General features: G+C 55.6%; 6 protein-coding genes, 3 tRNA genes and 3 rRNA genes. 4 read left to right on the forward strand and 8 right to left on the reverse strand.

The genetic code is table 11. The features are described from left to right. Window positions 1-32: 32 nt before the first annotated feature. The gene (locus tag BQ7486_RS05295; protein ID WP_022372444.1) at window positions 33-992 is read left to right on the forward strand and encodes a bile acid:sodium symporter family protein; all 960 of its coding nucleotides are present in this window, start codon (window positions 33-35) and stop codon (window positions 990-992) included. Between the two features lie 105 nt (window positions 993-1,097). Here the strand turns inward: BQ7486_RS05295 and BQ7486_RS05300 are convergent, their stop codons facing one another. The 7 genes from BQ7486_RS05300 to BQ7486_RS05330 form a co-directional block, all read right to left on the reverse strand. After that, window positions 1,098-1,841 carry a basic amino acid ABC transporter substrate-binding protein gene (locus BQ7486_RS05300; protein WP_022372445.1) on the reverse strand — a complete coding sequence of 248 codons (744 nt, stop codon included), beginning with the start codon at window positions 1,839-1,841 and terminating at the stop codon, window positions 1,098-1,100. A gap of 185 nt (window positions 1,842-2,026) precedes the next feature. Beyond that, window positions 2,027-2,141: ribosomal RNA gene (gene rrf / locus BQ7486_RS05305) — 5S ribosomal RNA — on the reverse strand. A 158-nt stretch (window positions 2,142-2,299) separates the two neighbouring features. Beyond that, a 23S ribosomal RNA gene (locus tag BQ7486_RS05310) occupies window positions 2,300-5,182 on the reverse strand. Between the two features lie 271 nt (window positions 5,183-5,453). After that, window positions 5,454-5,529: transfer RNA gene (locus BQ7486_RS05315), tRNA-Ala, on the reverse strand. A gap of 21 nt (window positions 5,530-5,550) precedes the next feature. Continuing rightward, window positions 5,551-5,627 (reverse strand) — tRNA-Ile (locus tag BQ7486_RS05320). A gap of 87 nt (window positions 5,628-5,714) precedes the next feature. Then, window positions 5,715-7,248, reverse strand: a 16S ribosomal RNA gene (locus BQ7486_RS05325). Together the 16S, 23S and 5S rRNA genes with 3 tRNA genes alongside form the textbook arrangement of a ribosomal RNA operon. Before the next feature lie 192 nt (window positions 7,249-7,440). Continuing rightward, a tRNA-Met gene (locus tag BQ7486_RS05330) sits at window positions 7,441-7,517 on the reverse strand. Between the two features lie 349 nt (window positions 7,518-7,866). Between BQ7486_RS05330 and BQ7486_RS05335 the strand changes: the two genes are divergently transcribed. The 3 genes from BQ7486_RS05335 to BQ7486_RS05345 all read left to right on the forward strand — a co-directional run bounded on the left by BQ7486_RS05335 (window position 7,867) and on the right by BQ7486_RS05345 (window position 11,925). Continuing rightward, a complete protein-coding gene (locus BQ7486_RS05335) occupies window positions 7,867-8,919 on the forward strand; it encodes a quinone-dependent dihydroorotate dehydrogenase (RefSeq protein WP_074009193.1) in 1,053 nt (350 codons plus the stop codon). 203 nt (window positions 8,920-9,122) lie between these two features. After that, complete coding sequence (locus BQ7486_RS05340; protein ID WP_074009276.1) at window positions 9,123-11,150, forward strand: heterodisulfide reductase-related iron-sulfur binding cluster; 2,028 nt, start codon at window positions 9,123-9,125, stop codon at window positions 11,148-11,150. Continuing rightward, a complete protein-coding gene (locus tag BQ7486_RS05345) occupies window positions 11,140-11,925 on the forward strand; it encodes an IclR family transcriptional regulator (protein ID WP_022373480.1) in 786 nt (261 codons plus the stop codon). Before BQ7486_RS05340 ends, BQ7486_RS05345 begins: the two co-directional genes overlap by 11 nt. Before the next feature lie 57 nt (window positions 11,926-11,982). Here the strand turns inward: BQ7486_RS05345 and cuyB are convergent, their stop codons facing one another. After that, window positions 11,983-13,089 carry a cysteate racemase gene (gene cuyB / locus BQ7486_RS05350; RefSeq protein WP_074009194.1) on the reverse strand — a complete coding sequence of 369 codons (1,107 nt, stop codon included), beginning with the start codon at window positions 13,087-13,089 and terminating at the stop codon, window positions 11,983-11,985. Between the last annotated feature and the right edge of the window lie 13 nt (window positions 13,090-13,102).

Consider the following 13,102-nt stretch of genomic DNA (forward strand, 5'->3'; position numbering starts at 1 on the left):
GTTTACATGCATTGCGAAAGAAGTTAAGAAAAATGAAAACTCTGGCCTCCGTCAGTCAGTTCTTCGGCAAGACTTTTGCCCTCTGGGTGCTTGTCTTTGCCGCCCTCGCGTTTTACTTTCCTGCAACCTTTAAGGTTTTTCTGCCCTACGTCTCGATTCTTCTCGGGATTGTGATGTTCGGTATGGGTCTTACGCTCTCCGTGGGCGACTTTAAGGCCGTTTTAACGCGCCCCCGCGACGTCTTCATCGGTATTGTCGGTCAGTTTGTGATCATGCCCGCAATTGCCGCGTTTCTCTGCTGGGCGATGAACCTGCCGCCCGATATTGCCGTGGGCGTCATTCTTGTGGGCTGCTGCCCGGGCGGCACCGCCAGTAACGTGATGACCTTCCTGGCCCGAGGCGACGTGGCGCTTTCCGTGACCATTACGAGCTGCACCACGATTCTCGCGCCGCTTGTCACGCCGTTTTTGATTTACTTCCTCGCCAACCAGTGGGTGGAAATCAATCCGCTCGCGATGTTCTGGTCCATCTGCCAGATCGTGCTCATTCCGATCGCTTTGGGTGTGGCCGTGAAGTCGCTCTTCGGTCGTAAGGTGGAAGTGGCTGTCTCGGCGCTGCCGCTGGTAAGCGTCGTGGCCATTGTGCTGATTCTGGCAGCTGTCGTTGCCGTGAGCCGCCCCACGATTGAGAAGGCAGGCCTGCTCGTTCTTGCCGTCGTGATTCTGCACAACGGTCTCGGACTTTTGCTCGGCTACATTCTCGGCAAGGTCTTTCACATGGAACTCCCGAAGTGCAAGTGCCTTTCCATCGAAATCGGTATGCAGAACTCGGCCCTTGGCGTGGCGCTTGCAACGGCGCACTTCGCGACGATGCCTCTCGCGGCACTGCCCGCTGCGGTCTTCAGCTTCTGGCATAACGTCTCCGGCCCCATCATGGCCACGGTTTACCGCCGCATGAATGACAAGGCCGGTGAACCGGTTGAATTCAAATAACGGTTCACCCACCAAGGCGGCGTCACACTGACGCCGCCCGAATACGACGAAACGCCCGATTTCTTTGCGGAAACCGGGCGTTTTAGTGTGCGTTAAGCGTACGCTTTAGAGCGTATCGCCGAACCACTTCACGTAGATTTTCTTGTACGTACCGTCTTCACGCACAGCCTTTAAGGCCTTGTTGAGACGTTCACGCAGGGCATTACCCTTTTGCACGGCAAAGCCGTAATCGTCCTCAGAAAGGATCACCGGCACTTCCCTTAGGTTCAGGTTGCGCGCAGCCTTCTGAGTGAGGAAGTATTCGTTCACGGGCTTATCGTTCACCATCGCCCAGCAACCCTTCTGATTGACTTCCAAAAAGGCTTCCGCAGCGGAATTAAACGTGCGGATCTTCGTTCCCTTGAGACGCTGAGAGAAGAGTGCCCCGGAGCTGCCGATTTCAACGCAAAGGGTTTTGCCTTCGAGATCCTTCGCGCCCTTAATCTTGTCGACGTTATCCTTGTGCGTCATGATCGAGAGACCGCTCTTGTAGTAGGGGTCCGAGAAATCGACCTTGGCTGCACGCTCGGGCGTAATCGTGAGTGCGGATACCGCCACATCAATGGAGCCCGAAACAAGCGCCGGCACCAGGCCGTCTAAGCCCATCGAATAGATCTGCACGTCAAACCCGGCCTTTTTGCCGATGGCGTTGATGAGATCAATGTCAAAGCCGACGTACTTGCCGGACGCTGAATCCAGGAATTCAAAGGGGGGATAGACCGTCTCACTGCCAACACGCAGGGTTTCGGCGTTGACGCTCACGACAACAAGCGCGGTCGCTGCTGCGACCGCAATCTTCTTGATATTCATACCGTAGGTTCCTTTTCCTATTGTTGTACGGGATTATTTCGGTGCGGCTCATATGGCCGCTCGAGAAGCCATGAGTCTACGCATCCCGGGATAAAAAACCATACGGCAAAATGGCTAGGAACAAACCCTTTAGGCAAAGAAAAACCCCCGAGACCGTTTTGATCCCGAGGGTTTTAAATGGTAAAGCCCGGCAGTGTCCTACTTTCACTGGAAATACAACCAACTATCATCGGCCCAGAAGCGTTTCACTGTCCTGTTCGGAATGGGAAGGAGTGGTACCGCCACGGTATGGCCGCCGGGCAAAGCCTGTTGTCTCAGAAGTTCTTTAATTGAACTCCCGTGACGAAGTCTTTGCAAAAAGAAGTAAACGTCGGAACGCGATTATTTGCATTCACTGCGCTTCAAAATCCATTGTCCGTTTCTCAACTGCCTCACATTAGGCTAGGCAGCACGGTTATAGGATCAAGCCTCACGAGCAATTAGTATCAGTCAGCTCAACGCCTCACAGCGCTTGCACTCCTGACCTATCAACGTCCTGGTCTCGAACGACTCTTCTGGGAGGTCTAGCCTCCGGGAAGACTTATCTTCAGGCAAGTTTCCCGCTTAGATGCTTTCAGCGGTTATCTCTTCCGCACATAGCTACCCGGCTGTGCCACTGGCGTGACAACCGGTACACCAGAGGTGCGTCCACTCCGGTCCTCTCGTACTAGGAGCAGCCCCCGTCAATCTTCCAGCGCCCGCGGCAGATAGGGACCAAACTGTCTCACGACGTTTTAAACCCAGCTCACGTACCTCTTTAAATGGCGAACAGCCATACCCTTGGGACCGGCTACAGCCCCAGGATGAGATGAGCCGACATCGAGGTGCCAAACACCGCCGTCGATATGAACTCTTGGGCGGTATCAGCCTGTTATCCCCAGAGTACCTTTTATCCGTTGAGCGATGGCCCTTCCATTCAGTGCCACCGGATCACTATGACCTGCTTTCGCATCTGCTCGACTTGTCGGTCTCGCAGTCAAGCACGCTTGCGCCATTGCACTATCAGCACGATTTCCGACCGTACCTAGCGTACCTTTGTACTCCTCCGTTACCCTTTAGGAGGAGACCGCCCCAGTCAAACTGCCTACCATGCACGGTCCCGGAACAGGTTTACTGTCCGCGGTTAGAACCTCAAACAAATCAGGGCGGTATTTCAACGTCGGCTCCCCAAAGACTGGCGTCCTCGGTTCTCTGCCTCCCGCCTATCCTACACAGATCGGTTCAAAGTCCAATGCAAAGCTGCAGTAAAGGTTCATGGGGTCTTTCCGTCTAGCCGCGGGGAGATTGCATCATCACAAACATTTCAACTTCACTGAGTCTCGGGAGGAGACAGTGTGGCCATCATTATGCCATTCGTGCAGGTCGGAACTTACCCGACAAGGAATTTCGCTACCTTAGGACCGTTATAGTTACGGCCGCCGTTTACCGGGACTTCGATCAGGAGCTCTCACCCCATCACTTAATCTTCCGGCACCGGGCAGGCATCACACCCTATACGTCGACTTTCGTCTTTGCAGAGTGCTGTGTTTTTAGTAAACAGTTGCAGCCACCTATTCTCTGTGACCTCTTCATGCTCGGAGTGTTTCACTCTTCACACTACAAAGGCACACCTTATCCCGAAGTTACGGTGTCAATTTGCCGAGTTCCTTCTCCCGAGTTCTCTCAAGCGCCTGAGTATATTCAACTCGCCCACCTGTGTCGGTTTACGGTACGGTCGACATTAAGCTATTGCTTAGAGGCTTTTCCTGGAAGTTCATCCCATCACTTCACTGCAAAATGCAGCTCGATGCTTTGTCTCGGAGATATGCCGGCGGATTTGCCTGCCGGCCTCCTACACGCACAAACCGGGACATCCAACACCCGGATGATGCTCAAAACTCCGTCCCCCCTTCGCACTTAACGTCGGTGCAGAAATCTTAATCTGCTTCCCATCAGCTACGCTTCTCAGCCTGGCCTTAGGGGCCGACTCACCCTGCTCCGATGAACGTAGAGCAGGAAACCTTGGGCTTACGGCGAGCGGGCTTTTCACCCGCTTTATCGTTACTCATGTCAGCATTCGCACTTCTGATACCTCCGGCATGCGTTACCACACACCTTCGCAGGCTTACAGAACGCTCCCCTACCACTTGCACTTGCGTGCAAATCCGCGCTTTCGGTTACAGACTTAGCCCCGTTACATCTTCCGCGCATGAGGACTCGATCAGTGAGCTATTACGCTTTCTTTGAAGGATGGCTGCTTCTAAGCCAACTTCCTGACTGTCTTAGCCTTCACACTTCGTTTTCCACTTAGCCTGTATTTGGGACCTTAAACGGCGGTCTGGGTTGTTTCCCTTTTGAGTCCGGACGTTAGCACCCGGTGCTCTGTCTCCCGTGATTCAACTTCCGGGTATTCGGAGTTTGCCATGGTTTGGTAAGACGCCATGTCCCCCTAGCCATAACAGTGCTCTACCCCCCGGAGTCAGTCACGAGGCACTACCTCAATAGTTTTCGGGGAGAACCAGCTATCTCCAGATTTGTTAAGCCTTTCACCCCTAACCACAGCTCATCCGCCGGTTTTGCAACACCGGTCGGTTCGGTCCTCCAGTGTGTGTTACCACACCTTCAACCTGGCCATGGTTAGCTCATCTGGTTTCGGGTCTACGCCTTACGACTCTATCGCTCTGTTCGAACTCGCTTTCGCTGCGCCTCCCCTACTCGGTTAAGCTTGCCGCAAAACGTAAGTCGCTGACCCATTATGCAAAAGGTACGCAGTCACCCCGTAGGGCTCCTACTGTTTGTATGTATGCGGTTTCAGGTTCTATTTCACTCCCCTCCCGGGGTTCTTTTCGCCTTTCCTTCACAGTACTGGTTCGCTATCGGTCGATCATGAGTATTTAGCCTTGGAGGATGGTCCCCCCGTCTTCGGACAGGATGTCACGTGTCCCGCCCTACTTATCGTCTTTTTAGTACCATGCACCGGACTTCGCATACGGGGCTGTCACCCACTGTGGCCGGCCTTTCCAGACCGTTCTGCTGTCACCATGCATTATCAAAGACTAGGCTGCTGCGGTTTCGCTCGCCGCTACTGCCGCAATCTCGGTTGATTTCTTTTCCTGCAGTTACTTAGATGTTTCAGTTCACTGCGTTCGCTTCACAAACCTATGTATTCAGTTTGTGATACCGGTTACCCGGTGAGTTTCCTCATTCGGACATCTGCGGATCAAAGTCTTTTTGCCGACTCCCCGCAGCTTTTCGCAGGCTTACACGTCCTTCATCGCCTATGATCGCCAAGGCATCCACCACATACACTTAGTCACTTGATCCTATAACCCTGCAGCCTTTTGCCCGCAGAGTATTCACGTGACTGATTTCGTAACGTGCTGTTCTCTTGGTTAATTCGTTGAGATTCTCGTTCAATGAAGATTTGAAACTCAGTTCAAATGCAATCACATCCCGTTTCAGCGTCTCATCAACGCTGAAATTGAACGCTTTACTTCTTTTTCCAAATTTTTAAAGAGCTCGGTGCATCTTCGTACTGAAGACACTCCGTTTAAATGTTTTCAGTTCTCACTGAAAACGCTTAAACCGGGCGTCTGGTGGAGACAAACGGGATCGAACCGTTGACCCCCTGCTTGCAAAGCAGGTGCTCTCCCAGCTGAGCTATGCCCCCGCGTGTTTCATGCACTGCGTTTGGTGGGTCTTGATGGACTCGAACCATCGACCCCCGCCTTATCAAGACGATGCTCTAACCAGCTGAGCTAAAGACCCAACCGCATTACAACTTCAACAGACTCAACCGATAAGTGTGGGAACTTCCTTCTTTTACTGCAGTTCCTTTTCAGAAACATTCTCTAGAAAGGAGGTGATCCAGTCGCACCTTCCGGTACGACTACCTTGTTACGACTTCACCCCAGTCATGAAACCCACCGTGGGCGCCGCCTTCCTTGCGGTTGGGCAAACGTCTTCTGGTGAACCCCACTCCCATGGTGTGACGGGCGGTGTGTACAAGACCCGGGAACGTATTCACCGCGGCATGCTGATCCGCGATTACTAGCGATTCCGACTTCATGCAGTCGAGTTGCAGACTGCAATCCGGACTACGATCGGTTTTCTGGGATTGGCTTCACCTCGCGGCTTCGCTGCCCTCTGTTCCGACCATTGTATGACGTGTGAGGCCCCAGCCATAAGGGCCATGAGGACTTGACGTCATCCCCACCTTCCTCCGGTTTGTCACCGGCAGTCTCATCAGAGTGCCCTTTCGTAGCAACTGATGACAAGGGTTGCGCTCGTTGCGGGACTTAACCCAACATCTCACGACACGAGCTGACGACAGCCATGCAGCACCTGTGCTCAGGTTCCCTTGCGGGCACTGCCTCATCTCCGAAGCATTCCTGACATGTCAAGGCTGGGTAAGGTTTTTCGCGTTGCATCGAATTAATCCACATCATCCACCGCTTGTGCGGGTCCCCGTCAATTCCTTTGAGTTTTAATCTTGCGACCGTACTCCCCAGGCGGTCTGCTTCACGCGTTGGCTTCGTTACTGAGAATTAAATTCCCAACAACCAGCAGACATCGTTTAGGGCGTGGACTACCAGGGTATCTAATCCTGTTTGCTCCCCACGCTTTCGTGCATGAGCGTCAGTTGCGTCCCAGGGGGCTGCCTTCGCCATCGGTGTTCTTCCACATATCTACGCATTTCACTGCTACACGTGGAATTCCACCCCCCTCTGACGTACTCCAGTCGGACAGTCACAAATGCAGTTCCCAGGTTAAGCCCGGGGATTTCACATCTGTCTTACCCAACCGCCTGCGCACGCTTTACGCCCAGTAATTCCGATTAACGCTTGCACCCTACGTATTACCGCGGCTGCTGGCACGTAGTTAGCCGGTGCTTATTCTTCAGGTACCGTCAGCACCCCGGCATATTACTCCGGAGCTTTTCGTCCCTGACAAAAGCGGTTTACAACCCGAAGGCCTTCTTCCCGCACGCGGCATGGCTGGATCAGGGTTGCCCCCATTGTCCAAAATTCCCCACTGCTGCCTCCCGTAGGAGTCTGGACCGTGTCTCAGTTCCAGTGTGGCTGGTCGTCCTCTCAGACCAGCTATTGATCGTCGCCTTGGTGAGCCTTTACCTCCCCAACTAGCTAATCAATCATCGGCCGCTCCGTCTGCGCCAGGCCTTGCGGTCCCCGGCTTTCACCCTCAGGTCTTATGCGGTATTAGCCATCCTTTCGGACGGTTGTCCCCCACAAACGGACACGTTCCGATGTATTACTCACCCGTTCGCCACTCGCCATCAGAGAGCAAGCTCTCCATGCTGCCGTTCGACTTGCATGTGTAAGGCATGCCGCCAGCGTTCAATCTGAGCCAGGATCAAACTCTTCACTTGAATCCTGCTTTTTGGTCGTACTCAAATCACTCGCAGAAACTGACCGAGATAAATCTCAATCATTTCTTTGGCTTAAAGTCTGAGTACTTCCGATTTTTTTGCGTTTCCATGAAGAAACTGCATTTTTCAGAAGCACCCACACTTATCGGTTCGTCTGTTTCAGATTTTTAAAGAACACCGAAAACCTGTCGTTGGTTGCGGAGGGAGGATTTGAACCTCCGACCTTCGGGTTATGAGCCCGACGAGCTACCGGACTGCTCCACCCCGCGATCCGAGTTTTCGCTCTGCCTCATCAGCAGAGAAAGCGCATATTACAGAACGATTTTTCTGATGTCAAGCTTTGCGCCAAAAATTTTTTAAGCGCCTTTTGCGGCCATTACCTGAATTACGCCACCGCCTGAGGTTTTTCGCCTTGATTTACAGCGGTTTTCCGAAAGCCAGCCAACCCCGACGGCCCCGCTCTGTTAAAATGCACAAACAACACTTAGTACTTTCGGCCTACGCCGCACACCATATGCTGACAGCCGCTTGAAAGTTTGAAGAGGCTGTCGGAAAATGTGCGTGCATTTTTCCCCTGCGGCAGAGCATTTTGCCGCCATTTATAAACAGTAAACCGCCATGCTTTACAAACTTGCCAAGAGCGTTCTCTTTCAGATGCAGCCTGAAACTGCCCACCATCTGATCATGGAGAACTTGGACTGGGTCACTTCGTTCGGTCTTCATAAGCTGCTTACCCACACGCCCCCGGAAGATCCGGTGGAAGTGATGGGCATCCGCTTTCCCAATACGATCGGGCTTGCGGCCGGCATGGATAAGGACGGCGAGCGTGTAAGCGCTTTCGGTGCCCTCGGGTTCGGCCACGTCGAAATCGGCACGATCACGCCGCTCGCGCAGCCCGGTAACGCCAAGCCGCGCTGTTTCCGCGTGATTCCCGCCGAAGGCATCATCAACCGCATGGGCTTTAACAACGAAGGGTGCGACAAGGTGCTCAAGAACTTAAAGAGTGCCGACGCCTTTAAGCTCAGAGGCGGTGTTTTGGGGATCAACATCGGCAAAAATGCCGTCACCCCCATTGAAAATGCGGTGAGCGACTACCGTATCTGCCTGCAGAAGACCTATGCCAAGGCCGATTACATCGCCGTCAACATTTCAAGCCCCAACACCAAGAATCTGAGGACGCTCCAAGGCGACAAACCCCTGTGCGAACTGCTCGAGGCCCTTAAGACCGAGCGTGAAAAGATCATGGAAACGCAGGGTCTGGCCTACAAGCCCATCGCCGTGAAGCTTGCGCCCGACCTCGATAACGATGCCATCCTGCGCGCCGTGGACCACATTGTGAGCTACGGCATGGACGCGGTGATTGCCACCAACACGACGATTGATCACTCCTCCGTTCAGGGGCTGCCCCACTGGGAGGAAACGGGCGGCCTTTCCGGTAAGCCCCTGATGGAGCGCTCCACCGAATGTCTGCGCCTCATTACCGAGCACCTCAAGGGCGAACGCCCCGTGATTGCCTCGGGCGGCGTCATGACCGGGGAAGACGCCGTCATCAAGATGCAGGCCGGCGCCGCACTCGTGCAGCTTTATTCGGGCTTTGTCTATAAGGGACCGGCTCTGGTGGCTGAGTGCGTGGAAGCCGTTGCCAGGTGGCGCGCTGAACAAAAGCACTGACATACATTTTTTCTGAGCCGGTTTCAGCAGTCTGATTCCGGCTCTTTTTCTCCGAAATATCCGATACTTCGCTCATGGTTGGGTGCGGTAAAATCGCCCGCACCTTTAAGAGAGGTCTGACGGCGCGGCTTCCTGCCGCAAACCGACAAACGAAAAACGCCGCAGCCTCTGAAAACCCCAACACAACAATTACAGCGACAGCCATGTTGTCTTCCACTCTTCCTGTCCGTCCCGCCTTTTGGAACGTACCGCTTTGGGCCGAAATCGGCGTTTACATCATCGGACTCATCGCCGTCATCGTCTGCGCGGCAGGCATTATCCGTGTGATCAGGGAGCGCCGCGCGGGAGCTGCGCCCGAAACGCCTGAAGGCCCCCGCAAGCGGCGCATCGCAAATCTTTTCTGCGAGGTGCTCGGACAAAGCAAAGTCATGCGTGGCGCAAGCGGCAAAGCGCATCTGGCGATTTTCTGGGGCTGCATTTTCCTTTTCTGGGGAACGGCCACCGCCACGCTTGACTGGGACGTCGGTCACTATGTGTTCGGGCAGCAGTTTCTGACCGGACGCTTTTATCTTGTCTACAAGCTCATCCTGGATACGGCCGGCCTTGCCGCTTTAATCGGCCTCGGCTACGGCGCCTGGCGCCGCTTTGTGGCGCACGACGAGCGGGTGGAAAGCAACGGGCGCTTTGCCTGCCTTATTGCAAGCCTTGCCGCCATCATCATTACGGGCTTTTTCGTTGAAGCCCTACGCCTTGCGGTGCAGCAGCCCGCCTGGCGTGAGTTTTCTCCCGTGGGTAACCTCCTTTCCCAGCTGTTTGCGGGCAGCACCCCGGATTTTCTGACCACAGCCCATCTCTTTCTTTGGGTTGTGCACGGGCTTGCCTCGCTGATTTTCATCGCCGCGGTGCCGCTCACGTTTTATTCGCACATCTTTAAGACGCCGATCTCCATTTTCTGGCAGAAAGTGTCGCCCGCGGGTGCCATTGCCAAAATCGACAACATCGAAGAGCAGGAAACGTTCGGCATTTCCAAGTACGAGCAGTTCACCTGGCGCGACCGCGCCCGCTTTGACGGCTGCACCGAATGCGGCCGCTGCCGCGGCGTGTGCCCGGCCGTCAAGGCTGATACGCCTCTGGATCCGAAGTCGCTCATCATGACGCTCCGAGACAGAATGCGCGATGCGGCAAACGACAAGGAACTTATTGGGGGGCTCGTGAGCCGTGACGCGCTCTGGAGCTGCACCACGTGCGGCGCCTGTGCGCGCGCCTGTCCCGCCGACATTCCGATTCCGGATCTCATCGTCTTGATGCGCCGGCATCTTGCGCTTGAAACAGGCGAATTCCCCGAAGGGCTCGCCGGCGCCCTGGAAAACACCGCTTCGGTCGGTAACCCCTGGGGCATGGACCCGGGCAGCCGCCTTGCGTGGGCCAAGGACCTGGATGTGCCGGTTGCCAAACCCGGCGTTGCCTACGACGTACTCTACTGGGTGGGGTGTTCAGCCAGTTACGACCGCCGGGCGCAGAAAATTGCCCGCGCCATGGTGAAGATTCTCAAGGCCGCCGGCATTCACTTTGCCGTAATGCAGGAAGAGCGCTGCCACGGCGACTTCGCTCGCCGCGCCGGTGAGGAATACCTCTTTCAGACAGCTGCCGCCGAAAACATCGAAAACCTCAGAAAGTATCAGTTCAAGGAACTCGTTGCGGCCTGCCCGCACTGCTTTAACACCCTTAAAAACGAGTATCCCCAGTTTGAGGGCGGCACCTTTAACTGCGTGAGCCATACGGTTCTCATTGACCGGCTCATCACCGAAGGCCGCATCAAGGTGAGTAAATCGCAGTTTTTCACCGTGATGCACGATCCCTGCTATCTCGCGCGCATGAACGGCATCACCGCCGAACCCCGCCGGGTGCTCGAAACCCTCGGCGCACACCTGCGCGAAGCCAAACACAGTAAGGCCGATACGCTTTGCTGCGGCGCGGGCGGCGCTCAGATCTTTATGGACCGGCCGGCCCGCATCAACGTGATCCGCCTGAAAGAACTCAAGGACACCAAGAGCGAAGTCGTTGCAAGCGCCTGCCCGCACTGCCTCACGATGCTCACAAGCGCGCAGGCTCAGCAAAAAGAAGGCGACAAGGACGAAGTTCTCTTCCTTGACGTCGCGGAAATCGTGGCCCAGCAGCTCGAAAGCGCTGCCGCCGAAGAAACGTCCGGAAGCCAGCGTCATGGCAGCTGATAAAGATTCAGACATCAAAACCGTGCAGGTTCTTGACCGCGCCGTCAAAATTCTCGACGTGGTCGCTGCCGGCTCGGACCCGGTTAATTCCAACCGCATCGTGCAGGAAACCGGGATTCACGCGTCTACCGCACACAGGCTTTTGTGGAGCCTCACCGAGCTCGGATTTCTGGAGCACACGACGGAAAACTGCTGGCGTCTGGGCCTGCGGTTTCTCGAGTACGGCAACCGCGTGCGCCGGGCGCTTCCCGTGCGCACTGCAGCCGTTGACGTGATGCGCTCGCTTTACGAAAAAACGCAACTTACCGTCAACCTTTCGATGCGCTCGGCGGATTCGATCATGTACATCGATCACGTCTACGCGCCCAAAACCGGCGTGCGGTTTTCCCGCCAGGTGGGAGCCGTGGCGCCGATGCACTGCACAAGCGGCGGCAAACTCTTTTTAAGAGAAATGACGCCCGAGGATCTGAGCGCCTACATCGAGCGCACGCATCTGGCACCGCGCACATCGCATTCGCTTGCCACCCGCGAAAAACTCATCATTGAACTGGACCGTATCCGCGAAAGAGGCTGGGCCGAAGACAACGAAGAGCTCGAATACGGCATCCGCTGCATCGGTGCGCCGATCAGGGACGAAAACGGCCGCATCACGGCGGCCGTCACACTGGTCTCTGACACGGAGATCAAACGTAAGCCCGAATTTGTGGACCTGCTCGTTAAGGGCGCGGCGCAGATCTCGGCGGCACTTGCCTCAGCGGCGCAGCCCGCCGCCTGATTTAAAGGCAGGACTCAAAGCGGCAGAGCTCAGACGGGCACTGCCGCTTTTTTCTTGTCAGAAACCGCGCTCCTTGTTGGCGGCAAGCGCGGTCTTTACGACGCGCCGCGCCAGAGACGATGTCGGATCGATGATGTAGACCGTCTTACCTGCGCAGTCAAAATCCCCTTCATCCAGAATCAGCGGCAGCTCCGTGCAGCCCAAAATGAGCACGTTGCAGTCATAGGTCTTCACCAGGTACTCGGCGGCGCTGACGAGGTCCTCGCGGCAGATGCCGTCGGTAAATCCCGCCTTGGCGCCCTTGGGCCCGTAAATCGCCGCCATCACGCGCGCCTGATGCGCCTCATCGGGCACAAACATGGGAATGCCCATCGCTTCAGCTTTCTTCGAGTAAATGCCGGTGCGCACGGTGCCTGTCGTCGCCATCAGACCAACGCGGGCCTTATCGCCGAACTTTGCCTGAATTTCGTTGAGGCACGACTCCTGCATGTCGATGAAATTCACATCGAGGTGACGCCGCATGTAGGGCATAAAGGCGTGCGCCGTATTGCACGGGATGATGACTGCGTCACAGCCGTCGGCCTGCAGGGCCTTGGCGCAGCGGTACAGTGCGAGCGTGGGATCGGCTCCGCCCTCCAAAAGCGCCTTCGTCCGGTCCGGAATCTGGGGATTTTGCTCCACCACCAGACGGATATGTTCCTGATCGGTTGTCGCGGGCGTTGCCTTCACAATCTTGTCGTAGAGGTCCACCGTTGCAGCGGGTCCAAGGCCGCCGATAAGTCCCACCTTGTAGGGTTTCTCAGGCAGCGCATCACACGTTGAAAGCAGCTTTTCCGCGTAGTCTTCAACGGGAAGAGGCCCGCCCTTGGCGCCGCAGGCATCCACCACGGCGATGCTCACCTCGGCCGCGAGCTCATCAAACCAGGCATGCGGGCACGCACAGGTAAAGGCGGCAATTCTCACGCCCTTTGCGGCAAGCGCTTCCACCGCGTTAAAAAGCTCAATCTTGCGGTCGGCAAGCTTCACCCGTTCGTCCGGCGCATCCTGCCGCATGGCCGTCTCTTCAATCACAACCTTCACGAGCGGATCTTTTGCAATGAGTGCGGCTTTCAGAGCCGTTGCCTGCTCCGGTTTGGCGCCGGCCACAATACCGATATATTTCATTTCTTTCTCTCCT

Source organism: Duodenibacillus massiliensis, from assembly GCF_900128485.1.
Classification (GTDB): domain Bacteria; phylum Pseudomonadota; class Gammaproteobacteria; order Burkholderiales; family Burkholderiaceae_F; genus Duodenibacillus; species Duodenibacillus massiliensis.